General features: G+C 52.3%; 24 protein-coding genes, 4 tRNA genes and 1 other RNA gene. 6 read left to right on the top strand and 23 right to left on the bottom strand.

All coding sequences use genetic code 11. From position 1 onward, the window contains the following. Positions 1-37 precede the first annotated feature (37 nt). From EHN07_RS13680 to trxA, 17 genes are all read right to left on the bottom strand, one after another. A non-coding RNA gene (locus tag EHN07_RS13680) (RtT sRNA) lies at positions 38-151 on the bottom strand. Between the two features lie 35 nt (positions 152-186). Then, a tRNA-Pro gene (locus EHN07_RS13675) sits at positions 187-263 on the bottom strand. A 41-nt stretch (positions 264-304) separates the two neighbouring features. Then, positions 305-391: transfer RNA gene (locus EHN07_RS13670), tRNA-Leu, on the bottom strand. Positions 392-407: 16 nt separating this feature from the next. Next, positions 408-483: transfer RNA gene (locus tag EHN07_RS13665), tRNA-His, on the bottom strand. A gap of 70 nt (positions 484-553) precedes the next feature. Next, positions 554-630 (bottom strand) — tRNA-Arg (locus EHN07_RS13660). A gap of 156 nt (positions 631-786) precedes the next feature. Next, positions 787-1527: a lipopolysaccharide N-acetylmannosaminouronosyltransferase gene (gene wecG, locus EHN07_RS13655; protein ID WP_124024650.1), complete on the bottom strand. Its 741-nt coding sequence runs from the start codon at positions 1525-1527 to the stop codon at positions 787-789. Beyond that, positions 1524-2900, bottom strand: a complete 1377-nt coding sequence (gene wzyE / locus EHN07_RS13650; RefSeq protein WP_124024649.1) for an ECA oligosaccharide polymerase — start codon at positions 2898-2900, stop codon at positions 1524-1526. The genes wecG and wzyE overlap by 4 nt, the downstream gene beginning before the upstream one ends. Next, positions 2897-3976, bottom strand: coding sequence for a TDP-N-acetylfucosamine:lipid II N-acetylfucosaminyltransferase (locus EHN07_RS13645; protein ID WP_124024648.1), 1080 nt, complete (start codon positions 3974-3976; stop codon positions 2897-2899). Before EHN07_RS13645 ends, wzyE begins: the two co-directional genes overlap by 4 nt. Continuing rightward, positions 3973-5223, bottom strand: coding sequence for a lipid III flippase WzxE (gene wzxE, locus EHN07_RS13640; protein ID WP_124024647.1), 1251 nt, complete (start codon positions 5221-5223; stop codon positions 3973-3975). The genes EHN07_RS13645 and wzxE overlap by 4 nt, the downstream gene beginning before the upstream one ends. A gap of 1 nt (position 5224) precedes the next feature. Further along, positions 5225-6355 (bottom strand): dTDP-4-amino-4,6-dideoxygalactose transaminase, encoded by a 1131-nt coding sequence (rffA, locus tag EHN07_RS13635; RefSeq protein ID WP_124024646.1) that lies wholly within the window; start codon positions 6353-6355, stop codon positions 5225-5227. A 4-nt stretch (positions 6356-6359) separates the two neighbouring features. Further along, on the bottom strand, positions 6360-7034 hold the full coding sequence (rffC, locus tag EHN07_RS13630) for a dTDP-4-amino-4,6-dideoxy-D-galactose acyltransferase (RefSeq protein ID WP_124024653.1): 675 nt from the start codon (positions 7032-7034) through the stop codon (positions 6360-6362). 39 nt (positions 7035-7073) lie between these two features. Next, positions 7074-8336, bottom strand: a complete 1263-nt coding sequence (gene wecC / locus EHN07_RS13625; protein WP_124024645.1) for a UDP-N-acetyl-D-mannosamine dehydrogenase — start codon at positions 8334-8336, stop codon at positions 7074-7076. Beyond that, positions 8333-9466, bottom strand: a complete 1134-nt coding sequence (wecB, locus tag EHN07_RS13620; RefSeq protein WP_124024644.1) for a non-hydrolyzing UDP-N-acetylglucosamine 2-epimerase — start codon at positions 9464-9466, stop codon at positions 8333-8335. Before wecB ends, wecC begins: the two co-directional genes overlap by 4 nt. A gap of 63 nt (positions 9467-9529) precedes the next feature. Next, positions 9530-10579 (bottom strand): ECA polysaccharide chain length modulation protein, encoded by a 1050-nt coding sequence (wzzE, locus tag EHN07_RS13615; protein ID WP_124024643.1) that lies wholly within the window; start codon positions 10577-10579, stop codon positions 9530-9532. Between the two features lie 23 nt (positions 10580-10602). After that, complete coding sequence (wecA, locus tag EHN07_RS13610; RefSeq protein WP_124024642.1) at positions 10603-11694, bottom strand: UDP-N-acetylglucosamine--undecaprenyl-phosphate N-acetylglucosaminephosphotransferase; 1092 nt, start codon at positions 11692-11694, stop codon at positions 10603-10605. A gap of 250 nt (positions 11695-11944) precedes the next feature. After that, positions 11945-13204, bottom strand: coding sequence for a transcription termination factor Rho (rho, locus tag EHN07_RS13605; RefSeq protein WP_034492237.1), 1260 nt, complete (start codon positions 13202-13204; stop codon positions 11945-11947). 357 nt (positions 13205-13561) lie between these two features. Further along, positions 13562-13891: a thioredoxin TrxA gene (gene trxA / locus EHN07_RS13600; protein ID WP_124024641.1), complete on the bottom strand. Its 330-nt coding sequence runs from the start codon at positions 13889-13891 to the stop codon at positions 13562-13564. A 131-nt stretch (positions 13892-14022) separates the two neighbouring features. Here trxA and rhlB point away from each other — a divergent pair, with 131 nt between their 5' ends. Next, positions 14023-15294, top strand: coding sequence for an ATP-dependent RNA helicase RhlB (gene rhlB, locus EHN07_RS13595; RefSeq protein ID WP_124024640.1), 1272 nt, complete (start codon positions 14023-14025; stop codon positions 15292-15294). 6 nt (positions 15295-15300) lie between these two features. After that, positions 15301-16785: a guanosine-5'-triphosphate,3'-diphosphate diphosphatase gene (gene gppA / locus EHN07_RS13590; protein WP_124024639.1), complete on the top strand. Its 1485-nt coding sequence runs from the start codon at positions 15301-15303 to the stop codon at positions 16783-16785. Position 16786: 1 nt separating this feature from the next. Here gppA and rep read toward each other — a convergent pair whose 3' ends face one another. Next, positions 16787-18808: a DNA helicase Rep gene (rep, locus tag EHN07_RS13585; RefSeq protein WP_124024638.1), complete on the bottom strand. Its 2022-nt coding sequence runs from the start codon at positions 18806-18808 to the stop codon at positions 16787-16789. Between the two features lie 91 nt (positions 18809-18899). Between rep and ppiC the strand changes: the two genes are divergently transcribed. Further along, positions 18900-19181, top strand: coding sequence for a peptidylprolyl isomerase PpiC (gene ppiC / locus EHN07_RS13580; RefSeq protein WP_064541590.1), 282 nt, complete (start codon positions 18900-18902; stop codon positions 19179-19181). A gap of 46 nt (positions 19182-19227) precedes the next feature. Here the strand turns inward: ppiC and ilvC are convergent, their stop codons facing one another. Beyond that, the gene (ilvC, locus tag EHN07_RS13575; RefSeq protein ID WP_124024637.1) at positions 19228-20703 is read right to left on the bottom strand and encodes a ketol-acid reductoisomerase; all 1476 of its coding nucleotides are present in this window, start codon (positions 20701-20703) and stop codon (positions 19228-19230) included. A gap of 164 nt (positions 20704-20867) precedes the next feature. Between ilvC and ilvY the strand changes: the two genes are divergently transcribed. From ilvY to EHN07_RS20685, 3 genes are all read left to right on the top strand, one after another. Further along, the gene (gene ilvY, locus EHN07_RS13570) at positions 20868-21776 is read left to right on the top strand and encodes an HTH-type transcriptional activator IlvY (protein WP_124024652.1); all 909 of its coding nucleotides are present in this window, start codon (positions 20868-20870) and stop codon (positions 21774-21776) included. 335 nt (positions 21777-22111) lie between these two features. Then, positions 22112-22252 carry a hypothetical protein gene (locus tag EHN07_RS20690; RefSeq protein WP_244202403.1) on the top strand — a complete coding sequence of 47 codons (141 nt, stop codon included), beginning with the start codon at positions 22112-22114 and terminating at the stop codon, positions 22250-22252. A gap of 13 nt (positions 22253-22265) precedes the next feature. Continuing rightward, on the top strand, positions 22266-22514 hold the full coding sequence (locus EHN07_RS20685) for a dihydroxyacetone kinase subunit DhaK (RefSeq protein WP_244202402.1): 249 nt from the start codon (positions 22266-22268) through the stop codon (positions 22512-22514). A gap of 156 nt (positions 22515-22670) precedes the next feature. Here EHN07_RS20685 and EHN07_RS13560 read toward each other — a convergent pair whose 3' ends face one another. Genes EHN07_RS13560 through EHN07_RS13545 form a run of 4 tightly spaced genes read right to left on the bottom strand, consistent with a single transcriptional unit; the run spans position 22671 to position 25329 of the window. After that, positions 22671-22937, bottom strand: a complete 267-nt coding sequence (locus tag EHN07_RS13560) for an HPr family phosphocarrier protein (RefSeq protein WP_124024636.1) — start codon at positions 22935-22937, stop codon at positions 22671-22673. Between the two features lie 16 nt (positions 22938-22953). Continuing rightward, entirely contained in the window at positions 22954-23598 is a 645-nt protein-coding gene (locus EHN07_RS13555; protein WP_124024635.1) for a dihydroxyacetone kinase family protein, read from the bottom strand. 9 nt (positions 23599-23607) lie between these two features. Next, on the bottom strand, positions 23608-24618 hold the full coding sequence (locus tag EHN07_RS13550) for a dihydroxyacetone kinase subunit DhaK (protein WP_124024634.1): 1011 nt from the start codon (positions 24616-24618) through the stop codon (positions 23608-23610). A gap of 48 nt (positions 24619-24666) precedes the next feature. Further along, positions 24667-25329 (bottom strand): class II aldolase/adducin family protein, encoded by a 663-nt coding sequence (locus EHN07_RS13545; protein ID WP_124024633.1) that lies wholly within the window; start codon positions 25327-25329, stop codon positions 24667-24669. Positions 25330-25349 lie beyond the last annotated feature (20 nt).

Below are 25349 nucleotides of genomic sequence, written 5' to 3'. Positions count from 1 at the left end.
AAAAAGACCAACCCGAAGGTTGGTCTTTTTCTAAATTTGGTCGGCGAGAGAGGATTATTCCCCTGCGGGCCGCTGCTAAAGCAACGTTGTCTCGCTGCGCTCGGCTCAAACCTCCTTCGGAGGTTCTCATCCTCTGTGAGCTACAGATGCAAAAAGACCAACCCGAAGGTTGGTCTTTTTTAAATTTGGTCGGCGAGAGAGGATTCGAACCTCCGACCCACTGGTCCCAAACCAGTTGCGCTACCAAGCTGCGCTACTCGCCGAAATACTGCTTTTATTTCTTACTTCTGGCTTAACTTAGAGATGGTGCGAAGAGAGGGACTTGAACCCTCACGTCCGTAAGAACACTAACACCTGAAGCTAGCGCGTCTACCAATTCCGCCACCTTCGCAATATCACTAAATTAATGGGGTGGCTAATGGGACTCGAACCCACGACAACTGGAATCACAATCCAGGGCTCTACCAACTGAGCTATAGCCACCACTGTAAATCTTTTCGCGCGGTCAACTTTTAACAACAAGACCGCCGCAGCTCCAGCGCCATTCAATTAATGGTGCGCCCGACAGGATTCGAACCTGAGACCTCTGCCTCCGGAGGGCAGCGCTCTATCCAGCTGAGCTACGGGCGCATAGCGCCGTTGCGGGGTCGGATATTACGGGCTTCATGCTCAGCTGTCTAGTGCTTATTTAAATAAAATGCGCGTTTGGTTATGCTTTGCACATTCTGGTGGTTATCCAACCAGATATAGCCGTCAAACTCGCTTTATTGCTATCAAAGAGACGGTTTACAGACGCCCGGTATAATGCCAGCCCAGATAACGCAGCAGCTTTATCTGGCGCGTAATACGGCTCGGTTGCGACAATAAGCGGTATAACCACTCAAGCCCCAGGTTTTGCCAGACCTTCGGTGCACGCTTCACATGACCGGTGAAGACATCGTAGGTGCCGCCCACGCCCATATATAACGCATCCGGATAAACCTTGCGGCAGTCGCGCATAAAGATTTCCTGGCGTGGCGACCCCATGGCTACCGTGACTATCGCCGCGCCGCTGTCACGAATACGTTCGAACACAGCAGCTTGCTGCGCAGGCTTAAAGTAGCCATCCTGGCTACCGACAATATTCACCCGCCATTGCTCACGAAGTTTGGCTTCAGTTTGCGCCAGTATTTCTGGCTTGCCGCCAATCAGGAACACCGGCGTGCCTTCCTGCCCGGCACGCTGCATCAACGCTTCCCAGAGATCGGCTCCCGGCACCCGCGACACCACGGCCCCTGGAAACTTTTTACGAATCGAACGCACCACGCTGATGCCATCGGCGTATTTGTATTGCGCATTTTCGATTAACGCTCGCACTTCCTGTTCGCGTTCTGCGGCAAGGATTTTCTCGGCGTTAATCGCCACCAGCGTCCCATTGCGCAGCGAACCTCCCGCGTAGAGATAATCCAGAGCATGCTGCATATCACGCCAGCCCAGCAGCTGCAGGCCGCGAATCTCATAACACGGCGCGGTAGTTAACTCGTTCATGATATTCCTTGAGAAGCATTTTGAGAGTCAGAAATAACACGCGGCGCGCGGCGCAGCCGTTGGCGTATCAATCCCGCACTATCAAATAACCAGTAGAGTAGTTTGGCGAGGACCAGACAGGCACCAAAAATTACGCTGAAAAACACCACGCGGGAAACAAAGGAATCCAGCCCCTCTCGCGCCAGCACAATCATGTTAAAGATGGCCCCGAAACAGAAACTATGCAAAATAGCCGCTTTATACTTATTGCTCTCCTGATTGCCCAGCTCATACAGCCAATCAAACCATTTGATGATCAGCCCAACCACAACCGCACCCAGCGGGATAAACCACACCCCGCCCATCACCACCAGCGATCCAATCAGCGTGGGTGAAATCGCAAGCCCGGAATGGTTGTTGAGGATTTCCCAGGTAAAGTAGTTCGCGCTATTCAGGACGATGCCTGGGCGACTCGGCCATAACCAGGTGGGGATAAAGACGTAGAAATCACGCACAATCGGCGCCAGGCCCTGGAACTCGATTTTGTCGTAATGTTGCAGCAATAACCCCAGATTTTCCCAGGGTGAGAAGGTATCGCGCGTCAGGTATAAGAAGGTATAAAACGCCTCTTCCCCATTCACATTCAGCCCGTAGCGTTTCAACGCCAGCCAGAACATCCCCACAATACCAAACACGCCCGCCGCCGCCAGCATCCACAACGAAATCCAGCCGCGGATAATACCGATGAACAAGAAGATGGCGAACGCGATGATAATATTGGCGCGCGTACCGCCGACGATCATGTAAGTCAGCAAACCAAACGCCACGGTGCTGACCAGGAAAAACATCCAGGCACGGCCATCCTGCCTGAGGAAATAGACCACCAGCATGGCGGGGATAAAGAAGTAGAAGAAGCGTTTTAACGCAACGCCTGAGACTTCGCTTGAGAAAATCTGACTGTATGAATGCAGCTTAAACAGCAAAAAGCCGTTATGCATAAAGAAGATAGTGACGCTAACCAAAGCCACTACCGCCAGCATTACCCACGTCAGATGCGTCTCCACACGGTTCATGGTGAAGAGTGGGCGCCGCGGCTGCGCGATTCGCTTCTCCCGCAATCGCGTTTTATAGGCAACATAGTAGATGCCGTAAAAACAGGCGGCCGCCAGCTGCGCCTGCAGCAAAACGTCTGCGGGAACGACGGCAACCCCGAAGCGAAACACCAGCGTGCAGGTGAACGGAAAGCCAAAGAAAAACGTCAGCAAATAGAGCAATGAGAAGAAGACATTAAAGTTGAAACGCACCCGGCGAAACTCCTGGTACGTTAAAATGCCGATGAACATCACCGAGGCAAACCAGACCATAAACAGACCGCCAAACTGCAGCAAACTCATGCGGTTTCTCCTGATACTCTATCCAGCGCTCGTTTCCAGCCGTCGATGTAGTTAGGGTTAAAGAAGGCAATTTGTTGTTTATCCAGCAAGCGTAGCTGGCGTTGCGCTTCACGCACTATCGGCTCATCAAGCGCATCACTGGCAAACAGCACCGGAATATGCTGCTCAGCCATATCCTGCCAGAAAGGATTTTTACGACTCAATACGCAAGGAATACCTGCCTGGATCAACAGACAAAGCGTACCGATACCTTGCTGGCGCTCAAAGATGAAATAGCCAAGATCGCACTGGCGTAAAAGAGCCAGGTAGTCATCAAAAGCCATTTTTTCCGTCAGAACCTGCAGGTTTTCTTTGCTAAACAGCGCGCTACCCGCCTGCTGCACCGCTTTGATGTAAGCGTCATTATTGGTGGGATAGCCCATCGGCAGCACCACTCGAACCGTATCGCCAAACTGCGCGTGAATTGCGTTTAATGCCGCGATGTGCTGGTTACTGCTATCGCCAGAATTTCCCACCAGCAGCGTCATTTTACCGCTTTTCTCTTCACCGCTGGCCAGCGTATTGAGCGATGAGTCCATACGCGTCGGGAAATATATCAGTTCACCGGGAACGCTCGGATGGCGCTGATGGAAATAGCTCAGATCGCCACGGGTCGCAAACACGCGCCCCACTCGCCCCTGCGCGATACGGCGCAACAGATAAAATGCCCGAAACTTGAGGCTATTTGAGACTTCATACAGATCGGCGCCCCAAATGTGCCAGTTCATCTGGGCCGGTTGCAAACCGCCGGTCAGCAGGGCAATCCACAACGCGCTATTAAACTGACCATGGAAGAAAAAGCGCTGCTGCCGATTAGTACGGGCTTTTTCCACAACGGCCTGCGCCAGCGCTTTTTTCGTGGGAAAAAGGGTTACGGCAAGCGCCGGGAAAGAGGACAACAGCGAGTCGTCTCCTGACACCACCATAAACTGGCGGGCGTGCGGGTTCGCGGTAGCCAGTGCGTCATTAAAGAAGCGCAGTACCGTTTGGTTATGATGCGGGATATCCGATCCCAGAACGTGAATCAGTGTCGTCATGCTCGTCTACGATAAATAAGAAAAACGCTGCAACAGAGCGTGAAGTAAATGATGTACGTTGCCATATAAGCCTGCGCCGCCCCTAAGGCGCCGTGCGCGGGTATAAGCCAGTGCGAAAAGCCGGTCAGCAGGGCAAACTGGCTGATTTCAGTTAAAACATAGAAGCGAAGCGAGGCTTTCGCTATCACCAGGTAGCCAAACACGTACGAGCCAACCTTCAGCACGTCGCCCACCAGCTGCCAGGCAAAGAGGTCGCGCATCGCAACAAATTTATCTGAGAAAAGCAGCCAGATGGCGAAATCACGCAATAGCCAGACGGTGAAACTTGCCAGCGCCACTGCGGGCAGGACAAATTTCAGCGCGCGGAGGATCTCGCGGCTGATGTCATGTTTACTGGTGAGGCGGGAAAGCGTGGGCAGCAGATACACGCTAAACGAAGCGGTAATAAACTGCAGATAGGCATCCGAAATGCTGCTGACTCCCTGCCAGATGCCTACATCATCCCAACTGTAGTGCGCCGCCAGCAGATTACGCATCATCACGTAAGCCACAGGCAAGGTCACGGCGGTGATCAGCGCCATAATGGTGAACTTGCCAAGGCTGCTGGCGTAGACTTTATCCCACTGCGGTTTCAGATAGCTCAGGGGAATGTGCTCGCGTCGTACCAGCATGAACGCAGCCGGAATAACGACTAAAGCAGGCACCAGCGCCAGCCCCAACAACGCGCCCTGATAACCGCCAAGGCGGTAACACAGGTAATAAGCCAGAACGCCAATCAGGCTGCCGCCAATCAGCGCCAGCGCATTACCCGCCGCATCGCGAAAACCTTTCATAATCGCCAGAGATAGGTTCGCCCAGGCGATGCCCATCTGCACTAACGCAACCAGACGCACCAGCCCCTGGTAATCTGCATGCCCAAACAGGCCAAGGCTAATCGGCTTTGCCGCCACAACAAAAATAATGGCCAAAAGCGTTGAGAAGCCCAGCACCATTGCTGAGGATACGCCAATCACTTTGCGCAGCTCTTCTGGCTGATGGTGATACTGCGCGACGTATTTTGTTACGCCGTTGAAGATCCCGGCGCCGGCAAGCACGCCTAACACGGTGACCATCTGGCGGAAGTTTCCCGCCTGCCCAACGCCGCCTGGCCCGTACGCGACCGCCAGCAGTTTCACCACCAGCAGGCCAGCAGCAATTTTTACCAGAGTGGACCCGGCGGTCCACACTGAGGCTTTCGCAAGCGACATATCAGGAGAAGAAGCTTAGCAACGTATTAATGACGGTACGTTGGTTCGCTGGAGACAGGTTATAAAACAGCGGCAGGCGCAGCAGGCGCTCACTCTCCTGGGTGGTGTAACGGTCTTCACCGTGGAAGTAACCAAATCTCTCACCGGCCGGGCAATCATGTAATGGGATGTAGTGGAACACCGCCAGAATTTCGGCTTCTTTCAGATACGCAATCAGCGCGCTGCGATCGTCGATATCACGCAGTTTGATATAAAACATGTGCGCATTTTGCACGCAATCTTTGGGAATGGCGGGCAGATCGATACGCCCTGCTTGCGCCAAAGGTGCCAGCGCATCGTGGTAGGCATGCCACAGCTTCAGGCGCTGTTGATTAATCTGCTCAGCGGCTTCCAGCTGCGCCCAAAGGTAAGCCGCCTGCAGATCCGCCATCAGGTAGCTGGAACCGATATCGCGCCAGGTATATTTGTCCACCTGACCACGGAAGAACTGGCTGCGATTAGTCCCTTTCTCACGAATGATCTCCGCACGCTCAATCAGCGACGGGTCGTTGATCAGCGTCGCACCACCTTCACCACCCGCGGTATAGTTTTTAGTTTCATGGAAGCTGAAGCAACCGATATGGCCAATCGAACCCAGCGCGCGGCCTTTGTAGGTCGACATCACGCCCTGCGCGGCATCCTCCACCACAAACAAATTATGCTTGTTGGCAATCGCCATAATGGCGTCCATTTCACAGGCCACGCCTGCGTAATGGACAGGCACAATCACGCGAGTTTTCTCGGTAATGGCCGCTTCAATCAGCTTTTCGTCAATGTTCATGGTGTCCGGGCGCACATCGACAAAGACGATTTTTGCACCACGCAACACAAAAGCGTTGGCAGTAGAAACAAAGGTATAACTCGGCATAATCACTTCATCGCCGGGTTCAATATTCAACAGTAACGCCGCCATTTCCAGCGATGCGGTACAGGAAGGGGTGAGCAGTACTTTCTTGCTGCCGAAGCGATACTCCATCCACTGCTGGCAACGACGCGTAAAACCGCCGTCGCCGCAGAGCTTGCCGCTACCCATTGCAGCCTGCATGTATTCGATTTCCGTACCTACTACTGGAGGAGCATTAAAGGGGATCATATTTTCACCTGTATAACCAGAAGGCGGTGCTTTCAATATTGGCACCGCTTTGAATATAACGTCGCAAAGCTGCGGTATTACTGGATTGCGTTGCTACGCGTAGCGTGGTGACCGAGCGTTGCTGGCACCAGAATCGTGCGGCATCCATTAACTGACCACCCACGCCTCGCCCCGCCAACAAACCAATACGCGCCTCGCTCTCATTAAGCTGGCGCATGCTAACAAAGCCCTGAATCGCCTCACCGTGCTTCAACAACAGACATTGATGGTCAAAAGTGCCCAACACGGCGTTTTCAACCCATTGGGCGTAAAAACGTCCGCTATCGTGAGGCTGATACCAGGGCGCACGAAACCGGCTCTGTGTGAACATTTTAGCCGCTAACGCGCGTAAAACAGGAATATCAGCGCGGGTGGCTAACTCAACAGCAGGCGCGGAATGTTGTCTGCCAGGCTGTAGTGCAAGATCGACTTCCCCTTCCACCAGCTTAAAACCGAGCTGCTGTAAGCCATCAAGCAAAACGGTGTGCTGAGCGGGTATTTTCGCCTGCACGCGGGAAAAAGCATCGAGACACGGCATAGTCAGCAGCGGCGCGCCTTCTTCAAAACGAAGGATCCCGCTGTTGGTCGCAAAGAATTGATTTTCCCAGTTAAGAGATTCAATTCGCGCGTGAACGGGAATGGAGAAGGTCGTCATCGGCTTCGCCCGCTCTGGCGCAACTTAGCGCCAGACCCCTTTGGTATCTACAATCCAGCGCTGCTGCACCTGCGCCCCGGCAATGGCTTTGAACGGCTGATGATCAACCAGCATCACCAGCACATCGGCTTGCTCAAGAGCTTCGGCTGTTGTGGCTAACTCACAATGTCCGATCAGTTGTTTTGGTAACTGATGGATATTTGGCTCAACGGCAAGCGTAGTACCGCTGTGCCAGCCGCTGAGCAGTTCAGCAATTTCCATCGCCGGGCTTTCACGCAGGTCATCAATATTAGGCTTAAATGCCAGGCCGAAGCAGGCAATGGTAATTTCACTGGCACGCTTGCCGGTTTCTGCCAGGCAGTCAGCAACCGCCGCTTTCACCTGGTTGATGACCCAGTGTGGCTTACTGTCGTTAACTTCACGCGCGGTACGAATCAGCTGTGCCTGCTGCGGGTTCTGCGCCACGATAAACCATGGATCGACCGCAATACAATGGCCGCCGACCCCAGGGCCTGGCTGCAAAATATTGACGCGCGGATGTCGATTCGCCAGGCGAATCAATTCCCAGACGTTGATCCCTTGGTCGGCACAAATCAGCGAAAGCTCGTTGGCGAAGGCGATATTCACATCGCGGAAGCTGTTCTCGGTCAGTTTGCACATTTCCGCGGTGCGGGAGTTGGTCACCACGCACTCACCTTCAAGGAAAATATTGTAAAGTTCGCTGGCACGAGCGGAGCAAACCGGCGTCATACCGCCAATAACCCGATCGTTTTTGATAAGTTCAACCATCACCTGGCCTGGCAACACGCGCTCCGGGCAGTAGGCGATATTAATCTCTGCCGCTTCGCCCGCCTGCTGCGGGAAGGTCAGATCGGGGCGCAGCTCCGCCAGCCAGCCCGCCATTTGCTCGGTGGCGCCAACCGGCGAGGTTGACTCCAGAATCACCAGCGCCCCCTTCTTCAGAACTGGCGCAATGGACTCTGCCGCGGCCTTAACATAAACCATGTCCGGTTCATGATCGCCTTTAAACGGCGTCGGCACCGCTATCAAAAATGCCTCTGCGGCAACCGGCTGGGTACTGGCGCGCAAGAAGCCACCTTCCACGGCCGTTTTAACCACCTGATCCAGATCGGGCTCCACAATATGGATAGCGCCACGATTAATGGTATCTACCGCATGTTGATTGATATCAACGCCGACAACATGTTGCTGTTTAGAAGCAAACGCTGCCGCAGTGGGTAACCCGATATAGCCAAGACCAATAACGGAGATGGTTGCAAAACTCATTGTTGCGTCACCTGATTTTTCTTTAATGCAGCCAAAATTTGCTCACAAGCGTTGCCATTCCCATACGGGTTATGCGCACGGCTCATAACTTGATATTCGTGTTCATCATTCAATAAACGTGTCACCTGACGGACAATTTCTTGCGTATCTGTCCCCACCAGACGAACGGTGCCGGCATCCACCGCTTCAGGGCGTTCAGTGGTATCACGCATCACCAGCACCGGTTTACCCAGTGAGGGAGCCTCTTCCTGAATTCCCCCCGAATCGGTCAGGATCAGGTACGCATGGTTCATCAAATAGACAAACGGCAGATATTCCTGCGGGTCTATCAAAACCACATTGCTGACGTCGCCAAGAATGCGGGTCACCGGCTCACTGACATTCGGGTTCAGATGCACCGGATAGACAATCTGCACATCGCTATTTTCTTTGGCGATTTGCGCCAGGGCGTGGCAGATGCGCTCAAAGCCATCACCAAAGCTTTCGCGGCGGTGGCCGGTAACCAGAATCAGTTTCTTACTGCTGTCCAGGAAGGGATGGCACTGGGCCAGCGAGCGGCGTAAGTTGTCATCAGCCAATACGCGGTCACGAACGGAAATCAGCGCATCGATAACCGTGTTGCCGGTGACGAAGATTTTCCCGGCGCTGATGTTTTCGCGCAGCAGGTTTTGCCGGGAGTTTTCGGTTGGGGCGAAGTGGTACATCGCCAGATGCCCGGTAAGGGTTCTGTTAGCTTCTTCCGGCCATGGGGAATACAGATCGCCGGTACGCAAACCCGCTTCAATATGACCAACAGGAATGCGTTGATAAAAAGCAGCCAGGCTCGTGGCAACCGTCGTGGTGGTATCGCCATGTACCAGCACGACATCGGGCTTAAAAGACTCAAGTATCGGTTTAAGACCTTCGAGAATGCGGCAGGTAATTTCTGTCAGCCCTTGTCCCGGCTTCATGATGTTTAAATCATAATCCGGCTCGATAGAAAACAAGCTCAGCACCTGGTCCAACATCTCGCGATGCTGTGCTGTCACGCAGACTTTCGCGTCAAAAAACGCGTCTTTTGCCAACGCATCGACCAGGGGAGCCATTTTAATCGCTTCCGGGCGCGTGCCAAAAACAGTTAACACTTTCACAGCAGTTCTCTTTTATTAAAAAGGGCGAAGGCCGTCCATCAAGCCTTCGCCGGGGCAAGGGCGTTACAAAAATTTTGGCCGGCGGGCTAATGCCACACCCGCACCAATCAGGGCCCCAACCATACCCCACATAATCAGCAAGAATACCCGGCGCGGGCTATCGCGCTTCACAGGTTCTTCAGGGGTACGTAAATAGCGGTAGGTCTGGAAGCGAGCGTCAAGCGTTGGCCCAACGTTCAGCGTCGACAGCATGGCCCGGTTCTGGTCGTAGTCGATGTCAAAGCTTGGCCCTACGGCTTGCAGGCTTTCAAGGCGTGCCTGCAGCATCGGGCGCCCTAACATAAACATTTCAGAATCAGGCAGCTCTGCGGCAGGAACTTCTGTTTCGCTTTTAGCAATATTTTGCTGCTGCGCAATTCTTAGCGCTTGTTGCACACTGTGTACTTTACGGTCGAATATGGCCTGTGCGACGGCCTCCTGGCGTTTAACCTGCGCTTTCATCTGAATGGTTCGCGCCGACCAGGCTCCCGTCAGCTCTTCGTTAAGATGGCTTGCCGCACGCTGGCTGGCAAAAGCGACATACTGACGCAACAGGTTGTTCGCATCCGCCGCTGTTTCTGCAATTAATTTCACGCTATCGCTGGTGTTACGAGTGACATCACCCGCGGTGAACTGAATATTATTAACCAGTTCGTCCAGCAGCGCGGCATCAACCTTGCTGTTGCCAACCTGACGCTGCTTGTAGTAGTCCGTCTGCAGCCAGAAATCACGCCGGGTATCGTATGCGGACAGTTGCATGATGAATTCTTTATAAGCTTCATCCATCACCGAGGGTTGATCGACCGGCAACATGCTAGCTCTGAGATCGAGGTTACGCAGGAATTGCTGCTGCGAATAATACCCACCCAACATGTTTACCGTAGGGCGATCGGTAATCGCGTTCGCACTCCACTCCTGCTTAGCAAAGAAGGTGTAGACCAGAGCAACCGCCGCAAACAGGGCGGCGATACCAATAATCCACAGCTTGCCTTGCCACAGTGTCCGGAATAACCCCCGAATGTCCAACTCGTTGTCTACCCTTTCCGGGTGAGTTCCTGGCACGTTTTGTTTCATCACTTCCCCAATTACCTTCAGAATTAAGAAATGTTGCCGGTATTCCTGCGCTGCCGACGTTTATGACGTCTTATAAAACGAGCCACTTTCCAGGCGCGTTTGATGCAGTAATCATAGAGGACAAATGCAAGCAAGAATAATGCCAACATGACCCATTCAGGAATGGAATGTATGTATTCCGCCGCCACACCGATGGACGCAAGCAATGCGGCTGCCAGAGTGATGAGCACAAAAGCCTGACGAGAAGTAAACCCGGCGCGCATGATCAAATGATGAATATGCTGACGGTCTGGTGAAAATGGACTCATACCTTTACGCAACCGACGGTACATGATGGCAATCATATCCATCAGCGGAATGGCGATAATCCATAATGCGGTGACAGGGCTAATAGGGTGAGTCTGGCCCTGCGTTGTTTCCAGCAGGATCCAGATGACGGTAAAACCAATCAGCGTGCTGCCTGCATCGCCCATAAATACTTTATAGCGACGGCCCAGCACCCCGAGATTTAAAAGAATATAAGGCAGAATGGCGGCAATCATGGCAAAACACCACATCGCCAGGCTCAGTTGCCCATCGAAATAAAGGATGATCCCCATCGCCGCAAAGGAGACACAGGAAAGGCCGCCTAACAGGCCATCAATACCATCGACCATATTGAAAGCATTTATTGCGGCCCAGACGGCAAATAAGGTTAAAAAATAACCGAAGGGCCCAAGCACCATTTCCCAGGAGCCAAAAATATACCCAAGGCTGAGCAGGTATAATTTTCCGACAACCATCATCACAATGCCAATCAGCGCCTGAATCAACGCTCTGATTTTTACACTGATATCAAATCGGTCATCCAGCGCTCCGACGAATACCAGCACTCCGGCACAGGCCAAATAAAGCCATGCATGTGGGATATAATAATTAGCAATCAGGAAGGTAAAGCAGATCCCGGCATAAACAGAGATGCCGCCGACCAGCGGAATGAGTCCCTGGTGGCGTTTGCGGAAGTTGGGTTTATCTACCAGGCCGATTCTTTTCGCTGCCTTGCGCGCAAAAAAAAGAAAAATGGTGGTGAATAAAAAAATACAAACCAGGTCAGTTCCAGCGGAGATTAAATTCACAGTGCAAGCTCTCTGCAAAATATAAGATCAAGGAAAACTTTTTCGCAGTCTACCCCGTCCAATGGTTATATACATCTAATCCCTGAACAAGCTGATTGTTATTCGAACCATGTCATCCTGCATAGTTTGAATAACATTATGGCATTCCTTGCCACAGTTGGTGCTTAACCGTGATCGTTAATGCTATATCGTATATACCAGTAAAGAAAAACGCCACGTCTAAGCGTGGCGTTCCCCGAGTTTTTGTTGCTTACGAGCGCTTCATCATATCGAAGAAGTCTTCGTTGGTTTTCGTCATCGCCAGCTTGTTGATGAGGAATTCCATGGCATCGATCTCACCCATTGGGTGGATGATTTTACGCAGGATCCACATTTTCTGTAGCTCTTCCTGAGTGGTAAGCAACTCTTCTTTACGCGTACCGGAACGATTGTAGTCGATAGCAGGGAACACGCGCTTCTCAGCGATTTTACGCGCCAGATGCAGCTCCATGTTGCCGGTGCCTTTAAATTCTTCGTAGATAACTTCATCCATTTTAGAACCGGTATCAACCAGCGCCGTGGCGATGATTGTCAGGCTACCGCCCTCTTCCACGTTACGTGCCGCACCGAAGAAGCGTTTTGGACGATGCAGGGCGTTAGCATCCACACCACCGGTTAACACTTTACCGGATGCCGGTACCACGGTGTTGTAAGCACGCGCCAGACGAGTGATGGAGTCAAGAAGAATGATCACGTCCTTCTTATGCTCAACCAGACGCTTCGCTTTCTCGATAACCATTTCGGCAACCTGAACGTGACGGGATGCGGGCTCATCAAAGGTTGAAGCAATCACTTCACCTTTCACCAGACGCTGCATCTCGGTCACTTCTTCCGGACGTTCGTCAATCAGCAGAACCATCAGCACGCAGTCTGGGTGGTTATATGCAATGCTGGTTGCAATGTTTTGCAGCAGCATGGTTTTACCGGCTTTTGGCGGAGCCACAATCAGGCCACGCTGGCCGCGACCGATTGGCGAAGCCAAATCCAGCACGCGCGCCGTTAAGTCTTCGGTAGAGCCGTTACCACGTTCCATGCGTAAACGAGAGTTAGCATGCAGCGGGGTTAAGTTTTCGAACAGGATTTTGCTACGCGCGTTTTCCGGTTTGTCATAGTTGACTTCGTTAACTTTCAGCAGCGCAAAGTAACGTTCACCTTCTTTCGGCGGGCGAATCTTACCGGAGATGGTATCCCCTGTGCGGAGGTTGAAACGGCGGATTTGGCTGGGAGAAACGTAGATATCATCAGGACCGGCGAGGTAGGAGCTGTCTGCAGAGCGGAGGAAACCAAATCCGTCCTGCAATATCTCCAGTACACCGTCACCAAAGATATCTTCGCCACTCTTCGCATGTTGCTTCAGGATGGAGAAAATAATGTCCTGCTTGCGCATACGGGCTTGGTTTTCCAGCCCCATATTTTCGCCGAGAGTAATCAGCTCAGAAACCGGCGTATTCTTTAATTCGGTAAGATTCATAATGGTGGGTTCTTAAACTCGGGGTAAATCTCGAACATGTATCGTGAATGGTATGGCAGGAAATCCATGCCTGTTTAATGGCCACCACCACATGTCTTATCGCTGCCTGGTCACAGGAAAAACGCAGAACTGAAACGACACGACGGAATGGGTGATACGCCCGAAATCGATTATGCGACCGTATGTTCACTGTAAAACAGCGTCTTAGTGAAAGTGCATTGGAAGCATTGGGTATTACAAAGATTCAAACTATAAGACAAGTTCAAAATGCAGTAAAAGTAACTTAGCATGACTGACGCCGGGCGTCCAGCAGCGCACAAAAAATTGCGAGCCGCGCACGCACCGGCGGAGATTCCATTATGCCAGATTAGCGTCAAGGAACTCTTTTAGCTGGCCTTTGGACAGCGCGCCCACTTTGGTCGCCGCCACTTCACCGTTTTTAAACAGCAACAGAGTTGGGATACCACGGATGCCATATTTTGGCGCCGTGCCCGGGTTCTGATCGATGTTCAGTTTAGCAACGGTCAGATTGCCCTGATATTCATCAGCGATTTCATCAAGAATCGGGGCGATCATTTTGCATGGACCACACCACTCTGCCCAGAAATCAACCAGAACCAACCCATCAGCTTTTAGCACGTCCGTGTCGAAACTGTCGTCAGTCAGGTGAATAATTTTATCGCTCATGTTCTACTCCGCAGGATTATGTCTACCTTGTTGGTGTAGCATTAACCAACTCAGGGTGACTTTATTTCACCCCGTTTATTTCAACGGATGTGCTTTCGTAAAGCAATAGTAAACTGATATTCTACCACACTATGAGCAAAACACATTTGACCGAACAGAAGTTTTCCGACTTCGCCCTGCACCCTAAGGTGATTGAAGCCCTTGAAAATAAAGGCTTTCATAACTGCACCCCTATTCAGGCACTGGCACTACCGCTGACACTGGCGAATCGTGACGTGGCAGGGCAGGCGCAAACCGGTACTGGCAAAACGATGGCGTTTTTAACGTCAACGTTCCATTATTTACTCTCTCACCCGGTTCCAGAGAATCGCCAGGTGAACCAGCCGCGTGCCTTAATCATGGCTCCGACTCGTGAACTGGCAGTGCAAATTCACTCCGATGCCGAGCCACTGGCACAATCAACCGGCCTTAAACTCGGCCTCGCGTACGGTGGCGACGGTTACGACAAACAGCTAAAAGTACTGGAAAGCGGCGTTGATATTCTTATCGGCACCACTGGCCGCTTGATCGATTATGCTAAACAAAACCACATTAACTTAGGCGCAATTCAGGTTGTGGTGCTCGATGAAGCCGATCGTATGTACGATCTGGGCTTTATTAAAGATATCCGTTGGTTGTTCCGTCGCATGCCGCCGGTCACCGAACGTCTGAACATGCTGTTCTCCGCCACCTTGTCTTACCGTGTGCGCGAGCTGGCGTTTGAGCAAATGAACAACGCGGAATACGTGGAAGTGGAACCAGAGCAAAAAACTGGCCACCGCATCCAGGAAGAGCTGTTCTACCCTTCCAACGAAGAGAAAATGCGCCTGTTGCAAACCCTCATCGAAGAAGAGTGGCCAGACCGCGCCATTATTTTTGCCAACACCAAACACCGTTGTGAAGATATCTGGGGCCACCTGGCAGCAGATGGGCACCGTGTCGGCCTGCTAACGGGCGATGTGGCTCAGAAGAAACGCCTGCGCATCCTTGAAGAGTTCACCCGTGGCGATCTTGATATCCTGGTGGCAACCGATGTTGCCGCGCGCGGTCTGCACATTCCGTTAGTGACTCACGTCTTCAACTACGATCTCCCGGATGACTGCGAAGACTACGTTCACCGTATTGGCCGTACCGGCCGTGCTGGCGAAAGTGGCCATTCTATCAGCCTTGCGTGTGAAGACTATGCGTTGAACCTGTCTGCGATTGAAACCTATATTGGTCACTCGATTCCGGTCAGTAAGTACAAAACTGAAGCGCTGTTAAGCGAACTTCCTCCACCGAAACGTCTGACGCGTGCCCGTCCGGGTAACGGTCCTCGTCGTAATGGTGGCGCGCCTCGTAGCAATCGCCGTCGCACAGGTTAAAAATTTATGCTCAGCTCCACCTCACTGTATGCTGCAATAGATTTAGGCTCTAATAGCTTTCATATGTTGGTGGTACGTGAGGTGGCAGGGAGCATACAAACCCTGGCACGAATTAAGCGAAAAGTACGCCTTGCTGCGGGTTTAAGCAGAGATAATACGCTTTCACGTGAAGCGATGGAGCGCGGGTGGCAATGCCTGCGCCTGTTCGCCGAACGTCTCCAGGATATTCCCCAGTCACAAATTCGCGTGGTCGCAACCGCCACGCTGCGTCTTGCTACCAATGCCCATGAATTCATGCAGCAGGCGGAACAGATTCTCGGCTGTCCGGTGCAAATTATTCATGGCGAAGAAGAAGCTCGCCTGATTTATCAGGGTGTCGCCCATACCACAGGGGGGGCTGACCAGCGCTTAGTGGTGGATATCGGTGGCGCCAGCACCGAGCTGGTCACGGGTACGGGTGCGCAAACAACCGCGCTCTTTAGCCTATCGATGGGCTGTGTGACCTGGCTTGAGCGCTTTTTTAGCGACCGAAATTTAGCACAAGAAAACTTTGCTGCTGCCGAAGCCGCCGCAAAACAAGTTTTACGCCCGGTATGCGACTCGTTAAAACATCATGGCTGGAAAGCGTGCGTCGGTGCCTCGGGCACCGTGCAGGCGCTACAAGAAATTATGATGGCGCAGGGCATGGACGAACGTATTACGCTCCCTAAGCTTCAGCAGCTAAAGCAAAGAGCGATCCAGTGCGGGCGTCTTGAAGAGTTAGAAATTGAAGGATTAACCTTAGAAAGAGCGCTGGTGTTCCCAAGCGGCCTTGCCATTTTGATTGCCATTTTCGAAGAGTTATCGATTGATTGCATGACGCTTGCCGGCGGCGCATTACGCGAAGGTCTGGTTTACGGCATGCTGCATTTGTCGGTTAATCAGGAGATCAGAAGCCGCACGGTACGCAATATCCAGCGCCGCTTTATGGTGGATATCGGCCAGGCAGAACGGGTGCAGCAGCTAGCGCAGGCTTTAGCTAATCAGATCAACGATACCCTGGGCCTGACGCCACTCAGTATCGAAATGCTTAACAGCGCGGCCTTACTGCATGAAATTGGCCTGAGCGTAGATTTCAAACAAGCACCACAGCATGCCGCCTATCTGGTGAACAATCTCGATCTTCCGGGCTACACCCCGGCGCAGAAAAAACTGCTGGCAACGCTGATGTTAAACCAGACCAACCCAGTCGACCTCTCTTCTCTGCACCAGCAAAACGCGGTTCCGCCGCGTATCGCTGAACATCTTTGCCGCCTGTTACGCCTGGCGATTATCTTTGCCAGCCGCCGCCGGGATGATATTTTGCCGGAAATTACGCTAAAAATTGAGGGTGAAACCTTAATGCTTGAGCTACCGGAAAAGTGGCTGGAGCACCATCCGCTGGGTGCGGAATTACTTGAGCAAGAAAGCCTGTGGCAAAGCTATGTCCACTGGCCTTTGACCCTGCAGTAAGTTAGCTTTTACGCGCTTTTGCCAGCATTTCACGGATGTTGGCGACATTACTCTGCCCTTTATTCATCCGTTCCTGTGCTGAAACCACTTTGCGCTCCGTCTCCCACTGCAGATCATCCTGCGGCAATTCCAACAGGAAACGGCTGGGTTCCGGACGGATCAGCTCGCCGTACTGGCGGCGTTCTTTGCACAGCGTGAAGGTCAATTCTTTCTGAGCCCGGGTAATGCCTACATAAGCGAGGCGGCGTTCCTCATCGATATTATCTTCATCAATGCTGCTTTGATGCGGCAGAATTCCCTCCTCCATTCCCACTAAAAATACGTACGGGAACTCCAGCCCTTTCGAGGCATGAAGAGTCATCAGCTGCACCTGATCGGTGTCTTCATCGCTTTCGCCCCGTTCCATCATGTCACGCAGCGTAAAACGGGTCACGACCTGGGTCAGCGTCATTGGCTCATCGATTTCCGATCCCTCCAGCATCTCCGTCATCCAGCTAAACAGCAGGTTGACGTTTTTCATGCGCATTTCAGCGGCTTTCTGGCTGGGGGAGGTTTCATACAGCCAGCTTTCATAATCAATACCGTGAATCAAATCGCGCACCGCAGCTATCGGTTCACGCTCGGCAAGCGTTGCCACATCGCGCAGCCAGTGAGTGAAGCGCTGTAGTGACTCAAGACCACGTCCATTGAGCGTCTGGCTCAGTCCCATATCGAAACTTGCGCCAAACAACCCCTTGTTACGCTGCATAGCCCAGTTCCCAAGCTTTTGCATCGTAACCGGGCCGATCTCACGTTTTGGCGTATTCACAATCCGCATAAATGCACTGTCGTCGTCCGGGTTAGTCAGCACGCGCAGGTAAGCCAGCAGATCTTTGATTTCCGGACGTGAGAAGAACGAGGTGCCGCCAGAGATGCGGTAAGGAATGCGGTTCTGCATCAGCATCTTTTCAAACACCCGCGACTGGTGATTCCCACGGTAGAGAATGGCGTAATCTTTATAGTTAGTTTTATTGATAAAGTGATGAGCAATCAGCTCACCGGTCACCCGCTCGGCCTCATGATCTTCACTGTTGGCCGTCACGACTTTTAATTCGGTGCCGTAACCCAGTTCAGAAAAAAGGCGTTTCTCAAAAACGTGGGGATTATTAGCAATCAGAATGTTTGCCGCCTTCAGAATGCGCCCGGAAGAACGGTAGTTCTGCTCAAGTTTGATAACCTGAAGCGCCGGAAAATCCTGGCTTAGCAGCACAAGGTTTTGTGGCCGTGCGCCACGCCAGGAGTAAATAGACTGGTCATCATCGCCTACCACGGTAAACCGCGCCCTCACCCCAACCAGCAGCTTCACCAGTTCGTACTGGCTGGTGTTGGTATCCTGATATTCATCCACCAGCAGATAGCGGATGCGATTTTGCCAGCGCTCGCGCACTTCTTCATTGCGCTGTAACAGCAGCGTCGGCAGCAAAATCAGATCGTCAAAATCCAGCACATTGCAGGATTTCAGATGCGCATCGTACAGCCCGTAGCAGTGAGCAAAGATTCGCTCACGCTCGCCTTTAGCCTGGGCTGCCGCCTGCGACGGCGACATCAGATCGTTTTTCCAGTTTGAGATCGTCGAGATCAGTTGCTGCAATAATGTCTTATCGTCTTCAAGCAATCCTTCCGTCAGATCTTTCAACAACGCCGTCTGGTCGGTGTCGTCGAATAACGAGAAGTTAGACTTCATCCCCAGCGCCGCGTACTCACGCTTGATGATCTCAAGGCCTAAGGTGTGGAAGGTGGAGATCAATAAGCCACGCGCTTCTTTACGCCCCAGCGTTTGCGCCACACGCTCTTTCATTTCACGCGCCGCTTTATTGGTAAACGTGACGGCGGCAATGTGGCGTGCCTGATAACCGCATTCGCGGATTAAATACGCCATTTTGTTAGTGATAACACGCGTTTTGCCGGAGCCTGCGCCCGCCAGGACCAGGCAGGGTCCGGTGACAAATTCGACGGCTTGTTGTTGGCCTGGATTTAAGCGCATAGGGTCACTCAGTGAAAGTCGGGATAATTACGAAGGGGAAAAATAGCGTGGTAGTATAGCGAGCGTAATCCATATGACTCAAGGCACTATCATGGCAAAAACCGCAGCAGCATTGCATATCCTTGTTAAGGAAGAAAAACTGGCCCAGGAAATTCTGGCTCAGCTTCAGAACGGCGGCGATTTCGAAAAGCTGGCTAAAAAACATTCCACCTGCCCGTCCGGCAAAAAAGGGGGTCACCTGGGTGAATTCCGCCAGGGCCAGATGGTGCCGGCATTTGATAAAGTGGTGTTCTCCTGCCCGCTGCTGGAGCCCTACGGCCCGCTGCACACGCAGTTCGGTTACCACATTATCAAAGTGTTATACCGCAACTAATAAAAAAGGCCGGGGAATCCCCGGCCTTTTCACTTATAAAACTCGATTAGCCCGCTACAGCGATACGCTTCATATCTTTCATATAGCCGCGCAGCTTCTTGCCAACGGTTTCGATTTCGTGGTTACGGATCGCTTCGTTAACATCGCGCAGCTGCGCGTTATCAACCGCACCCGCCGGGATTTCTTTACCCAGATCGCCTGCCTGCAGCGTGGTCATAAACTCTTTCAGCAATGGCACTGCCGCGTAAGAGAACAAGTAGTTGCCGTACTCAGCGGTATCCGAGATAACCACGTTCATTTCGTACAGACGCTTACGGGCGATGGTGTTCGCAATCAGCGGCAGCTCGTGCAGTGATTCGTAATAAGCAGACTCTTCGATGATGCCCGCATCAACCATGGTTTCGAATGCCAGCTCAACGCCCGCTTTCACCATCGCGATCATCAGCACGCCTTTATCGAAGTATTCCTGCTCGGAAATTTTACCGTCAAACTGTGCAGCGGTTTCGAAGGCAGTTTTGCCAGTCTCTTCACGCCAGGTCAGCAGTTTCTTATCGTCATTTGCCCAGTCAGCCATCATGCCGGAAGAGAATTCGCCGGAGATGATGTCGTCCATATGTTTCTGGAACAGCGGAGCCATAATCGTTTTCAGTTGCTCAGACAAGGCATAAGCACGGATTTTTGCCGGATTGGACAAACGGTCCATCATCAGCGTAATGCCGCCTTGTTTCAGCGCTTCGGTGATGGTTTCCCAGCCGAACTGAATCAGTTTTTCCGCGTAGGCCGGATCGGTGCCGTCTTCCACCAGCTTGTCGAAGCAAAGCAAAGAACCCGCCTGCAGCATGCCGCACAGAATGGTTTGCTCACCCATCAGGTCAGATTTCACTTCAGCGACGAAGGAAGATTCCAGAACGCCGGCACGGTGGCCGCCGGTGGCCGCAGCCCAGGCTTTAGCGATAGCCATGCCTTCGCCTTTCGGATCGTTTTCTGGGTGAACCGCAATCAGCGTCGGCACGCCGAAACCACGTTTGTATTCTTCACGAACTTCAGTACCCGGGCATTTTGGCGCAACCATCACCACGGTGATGTCTTTACGGATTTGCTCGCCCACTTCAACCACGTTGAAACCGTGGGAGTAGCCCAGTGCTGCACCATCTTTCATCATTGGCTGAACGGCTTTTACTACTGCGGAATGCTGCTTGTCTGGCGTCAGGTTAACCACCAGATCCGCTTGCGGGATCAGTTCTTCGTAGGTGCCAACTTTAAAACCGTTCTCGGTCGCTTTACGCCATGAAGCGCGTTTTTCAGCGATAGCTTCTGCACGCAGAGCGTAAGCCACATCCAGACCGGAGTCGCGCATGTTCAGACCCTGGTTCAGGCCTTGTGCGCCACAGCCGACGATGACGACTTTTTTGCCTTTGAGGTAACTTGCTTCATCGGCGAATTCTGCACGCCCCATGAAACGACATTTACCCAATTGCGCCAGCTGCTGACGCAGATTCAAAGTGTTGAAATAATTAGCCATCGTAGGACTCCGTGATTGTGGTGTTATGTTTCTTGTAAGGGTCGTAAGCGGTGTTGTGCAAACGATAATGAACTTACTATATGACAGGAAATACGTTGCTTAAATTGATATATTAACAACGTGACGTTGCAATTTATGCAACGTAAAAAAGAGAACCGATGACCATGGATTTGCGCGACCTGAAAACATTTCTTCACCTCGCAGAAAGCCGCCATTTCGGGCGCAGCGCTCGTGCTATGCACGTTAGCCCTTCCACGCTTTCACGCCAGATTCAGCGCCTGGAAGACGATCTTGGTCACCCTCTGTTTTTACGTGATAACCGCACCGTTACGCTGACTGAGGCCGGTGAGCAACTCAGGCAATTCGCCCAACACACGCTGTTGCAGTATCAGCAAATGCGCCACACCATCGGGCAGGAAGGGCCGTCGCTTACCGGCGAACTTCACCTCTTTTGCTCCGTCACCGCCGCGTACAGTCATTTACCACCTATTCTCGATAGATTCCGTGCTGAACATCCAAATGTGGAGATAAAACTGACCACTGGCGACGCCGCCGATGCGGTGCAAAAAGTTGATTCTGGCGAAGCCGATCTCGCCATTGCGGGTAAGCCGGAAACATTACCGCCCGGCGTCGCGTTCTCGATTCTGGATAATTTATCCGTTGCGCTGATCGCGCCCGCACTGGCCTGCCCGGTGCGGACGCAGGTCAATCGGCCCGATCCCGACTGGGCGAAAGTGCCGTTTATTTTGCCGGATCAAGGCCCGGTACGTCGCCGAATTGAGCTGTGGTTCCGCCGCCAGAAAATCAGCAACCCGTTTATTTACGCGACGGTTGCGGGACATGAAGCTATGGTTTCGATGGTCGCGCTCGGCTGTGGTGTCGCGCTGATCCCTGAAATCGTGCTGGAAAATAGCCCGGAGCCGGTACGCAACCGCGTACAAGTACTGGAACGCAACGATGAAAATACGCCGTTTGAACTCGGCGTTTGCGTACAAAAAAAGCGGCTCAATGAGCCGCTGGTGAATGCTTTCTGGAAGATTGTACGGGCGGAAAAAACCGAAGAAGGAAAATGATTGTTACCAATTAATCAGATCGGTAATCCCCCGAAGAAACGTTATACCCGTAAATAAAACGATACTCTTCAAACCACGTTTTATCGTTTTCAACCTGTATTTGCTAAAAAAATAGAACCCTACTTGTGCAAACCACTGAAAGCAATCCACCATCTCCCTGCTTCTTTTAACAAAATGATTGATCCCTTCATAACCATCAAGAAATCTCTCAGTTAGCAACCTAAAATCATGCCCCTTAGGCTGGAGATTAATTGGTATCAAAGATGCCAGGCGTAAACAGACACTGCGGATAAAATCGTCACTAAAGAAACAGGACATTACAAGAGGGAATGACGATGCAGAAGCCGAAAAAGATCTTCAACAACACCGATAATATTCGTGCTGAAATCATGGAGGGGTTGGTGTACGCCGGAATGGGGAAAAATCAACGCCCTACTGGAATGCTGCGCGGTTTACCGCCCCCAGCCAAAGAGTGAGTAGACGGTGATCGTGAGCGGCAGTGACAGCGGCCATGAACCGACCTTTGCCGGATTCATCGGCGAGGGCGGTCTTGATACCTACGCGCCAGGTGAAGTGTTTACCTCCCCTTCTCCCGACCAGATTATCGAAGCCAGCCTGGTGGTTCATCAGGGGAGCGGTGTACTTTTTCTTTATGGTAATGACTCCGGCAACGCTATGAATTTCGACATCTCCCCAGAGATCCTGGTCGAAGAAAGCATTGAGTGCCACTCAGTTTGAGTACTACACGCTGCCAGCACTCGAAGCGCAGGCAATAAAAAACCCGGCAGCCAATGGCACCGGGTTTTTTATTGCCTGAGCGCTGACATCTCAGGAGCAGAATGCCGGATAATAATTGTTTACGACCGGCGCCCAAAGAGCGTGACCTATGATCGGTTAATCAAAGCCAAACCCATTGGCGAACAGGGCTTTCAGCTTCGCCATCGCTTCTTGCTCATCACTGCCGCTGCAAATGATCTCAAGCGATCCTCTGCCTTTGATCCCCGCGCCTAAGATACTCATGATGCTTTTACCCTTTATGACCTTACCCTCGTAGATCATCTCAATCCGCGATTGGTATTGCGCACAGGCTTTCGCCAGAACGCCGGCCGGACGCGCATGGATACCGTGTTGATTGCTGACCATCACTATCTCTTTCAACATAATAGCGGTTCCTTTCTCACTGCCCATCGGCCGGAAAAATAGCCAGGATAAAGTTAAAATAGCCCTGAATCAGGAGCTGGGCGACCATTGCGCCGGGATCGATAAACGTACGTGAACGCTCACCATGGGTAGCAGCGCGCCCATGTTTTGCCACCATGGCTGTCGTCTGCTGTACGCCCCATTGCGCCTGATGCAGAGCCTCCCGCGCCTGAGCCAATGGCGTAGTCGCCGATACTTTTAACACCACCAGCGCCGGTGCTATACCGTCGAGGAACGTCTTTTCACCGGGCTGCGCCTTGCCGCGTTGCTGCACGCCGTCATACCAGGCCTGAAAAAATGCCCCTGCCTCATTTGTACTTAACGTCTCGCGATCTTTAAAAGTCTTACCCACCTGCATCAGCCCGGAAGCCATCAACGTCCCCATAGTGGAAGGGACCGCTGAGGCCATCGCTTTGCCCGCGATATAAAAAAAGCGTCCAACATCGCGCTCATCACTGTGCTGTACCGCATCGTTCGCCGCAGCAAAACCATCGCTCATAGTCAGACCCAGATCGCCGTCGCCCACCACGCTATCCAGTTCGGTCAGTATCTGTTTATTGTCCTGCATCACACATGCCCATTCAGCAAAGAGCAGACGCAGTTTCTGTGCATCTAGCATCATAGTGCCTCCTTAAGCGGGAAACTGGCTGAACATTGGCGTATCGGCACCGGCATTGAGCAACGCCTTCAGTTCACTGTCCACCGGCATCAGGCTAATCGACATGCCTGTCATCTCCATCGCCGTCGCGAATTCACCCACCCACACACGGAAAACGCGGAGGCTGCTCTCCACTAGAATCTGCTGCACATGACGATACATCAGGTACAGCTCTTCCAGCGGCGTGGCGCCAAGACCGTTAATCAGTACCGCCACTTCATCTCCCTGCTGACAGGTTGAATCGGCCAGAAGCAAGGATATCATCTCTTCGGAAATCTGCCTGGCACTCAGCTGCGGGCCGCGACGGATGCCACTTTCGCCGTGGATCCCCATGCCGATCTCCATCTCATTGTCACCGATATAAAAACCCGGCTTGCCTATGCGTGGCACAATGCAGGGCGACAGCGCCACACCCAAAGTACGCACGCGGTCACTAGCTTTTTGAGCAATACCCCGTACAGTTTCAAGGTTATCCATCCTCGCCGCCGATGCTCCGGCACATTTGTAGACGAAAAAAATCCCGGCCACGCCACGCCTGTGCGTTACACCATCGCCCAGTATCGCGCCAGCCGAATCGTCAGCCACCACCACGGTGCAGCTGCGGATGCCACTCTCCATGTCAGCCATTTCCGCCGCCATATCAAAGTTGAAAATGTCGCCGTTATAATTGCCGTACAGATACAGCACACCAGCGCCACTATCAACAGCCTGAGTGACGGCCAAAATTTGCTCCGGAGACGGCGACTGGAACACATCACCAATAGCACAACCGTCCAGCATCCCGTCACCCACATAGCCCAGAAATAGTGGCAGGTGTCCGGAACCACCGCCGGTCACGATACCGACTTTCCCCGACACTGGGCGAGCGGTAGCTAAACAGTGCACATCATCATTAACGAAACGAAAGCGATCGGGATACGCCAGATAGATGCCTTCAAGCATCTCCGGAATAAAATCCTCCGCCTGATTGATAAACTTTTTCATACATTCTCTCCATGAATACTCCGCCAGAAAGACGGGGAGTAGGTTAAATTATCGTGCGAACTTAATCTGTGAGGGATATTCCCAACGCTGTAACTCGTCCGGCATGAACGATTCCGGTTCTTTACCGCCGTTAATCACCAGCGCGTGGTAGTAAATCTGCGCCATCTCTTCGAGGTAGGCGGATTTCAGTACCGCCTCATACGGGTCTTTATCCACACCAATGGCACCATGTTTTTCCATCAGGATGGCGTCAGCACGTTTAATCGGTTCGATTACACTGTTCGACAGCGCTGGCGTGCCGGGGCGCCCATACGGCGCAACAGGGATCACGCCATCCTTCAGGTTGAGGATCGCACACTCATACACCACCGCTGGGATCGGCTTATTCAGCACGGCAAACGATGTGGCATAGAGCGAGTGGGTGTGAGAGATGGCAAAAATATCCGGGCGCGCTTTATAAATCTCGATGTGCATCAGGCATTCACTGGTTGGGTGCAGGCTGGCTTCACTTTCAATAACGTTAGCTTCAACATCCATAACCACAATATCCCGTGCTGTTAAATGCATTTTATCGATGGTGGTAGGGGTCACCAGAATAAGCCCAGTATCTTTATCCCGTACGCTGGAATTGCCTGCTTTATGTTTGCACAGTCCCCATTGCTGGGCCGTTCTGGCCATTTCAACGACGTGTTTTTTCTGAATCTCTAACATAATATTTATCCTGTATACGG

Origin of the sequence: Buttiauxella warmboldiae (genome assembly GCF_003818135.1) — a bacterium.
GTDB lineage: Bacteria > Pseudomonadota > Gammaproteobacteria > Enterobacterales > Enterobacteriaceae > Buttiauxella > Buttiauxella warmboldiae.
Note: the sequence above shows the minus strand (reverse complement) of the source record. Positions and strands in the feature narration are given on the sequence as shown.

Excerpts from the sequence above, each read along its gene's own strand:
- wecG (WP_124024650.1), bottom strand. The coding sequence starts at position 1,527 with ATGAACGAGTTAACTACCGCGCCGTGTTATGAGATTCGCGGCCTGCAG.
- wzyE (WP_124024649.1), bottom strand. The coding sequence starts at position 2,900 with ATGAGTTTGCTGCAGTTTGGCGGTCTGTTTATGGTCTGGTTTGCCTCG.
- EHN07_RS13645 (WP_124024648.1), bottom strand. The coding sequence starts at position 3,976 with ATGACGACACTGATTCACGTTCTGGGATCGGATATCCCGCATCATAAC.
- wzxE (WP_124024647.1), bottom strand. The coding sequence starts at position 5,223 with ATGTCGCTTGCGAAAGCCTCAGTGTGGACCGCCGGGTCCACTCTGGTA.
- rffA (WP_124024646.1), bottom strand. The coding sequence starts at position 6,355 with ATGATCCCCTTTAATGCTCCTCCAGTAGTAGGTACGGAAATCGAATAC.
- wecC (WP_124024645.1), bottom strand. The coding sequence starts at position 8,336 with ATGAGTTTTGCAACCATCTCCGTTATTGGTCTTGGCTATATCGGGTTA.
- wzzE (WP_124024643.1), bottom strand. The coding sequence starts at position 10,579 with ATGAAACAAAACGTGCCAGGAACTCACCCGGAAAGGGTAGACAACGAG.
- rho (WP_034492237.1), bottom strand. The coding sequence starts at position 13,204 with ATGAATCTTACCGAATTAAAGAATACGCCGGTTTCTGAGCTGATTACT.
- trxA (WP_124024641.1), bottom strand. The coding sequence starts at position 13,891 with ATGAGCGATAAAATTATTCACCTGACTGACGACAGTTTCGACACGGAC.
- rhlB (WP_124024640.1), top strand. The coding sequence starts at position 14,023 with ATGAGCAAAACACATTTGACCGAACAGAAGTTTTCCGACTTCGCCCTG.
- gppA (WP_124024639.1), top strand. The coding sequence starts at position 15,301 with ATGCTCAGCTCCACCTCACTGTATGCTGCAATAGATTTAGGCTCTAAT.
- rep (WP_124024638.1), bottom strand. The coding sequence starts at position 18,808 with ATGCGCTTAAATCCAGGCCAACAACAAGCCGTCGAATTTGTCACCGGA.
- ppiC (WP_064541590.1), top strand. The coding sequence starts at position 18,900 with ATGGCAAAAACCGCAGCAGCATTGCATATCCTTGTTAAGGAAGAAAAA.
- ilvC (WP_124024637.1), bottom strand. The coding sequence starts at position 20,703 with ATGGCTAATTATTTCAACACTTTGAATCTGCGTCAGCAGCTGGCGCAA.
- ilvY (WP_124024652.1), top strand. The coding sequence starts at position 20,868 with ATGGATTTGCGCGACCTGAAAACATTTCTTCACCTCGCAGAAAGCCGC.
- EHN07_RS20690 (WP_244202403.1), top strand. The coding sequence starts at position 22,112 with ATGCAGAAGCCGAAAAAGATCTTCAACAACACCGATAATATTCGTGCT.
- EHN07_RS13560 (WP_124024636.1), bottom strand. The coding sequence starts at position 22,937 with ATGTTGAAAGAGATAGTGATGGTCAGCAATCAACACGGTATCCATGCG.
- EHN07_RS13555 (WP_124024635.1), bottom strand. The coding sequence starts at position 23,598 with ATGATGCTAGATGCACAGAAACTGCGTCTGCTCTTTGCTGAATGGGCA.
- EHN07_RS13550 (WP_124024634.1), bottom strand. The coding sequence starts at position 24,618 with ATGAAAAAGTTTATCAATCAGGCGGAGGATTTTATTCCGGAGATGCTT.
- EHN07_RS13545 (WP_124024633.1), bottom strand. The coding sequence starts at position 25,329 with ATGTTAGAGATTCAGAAAAAACACGTCGTTGAAATGGCCAGAACGGCC.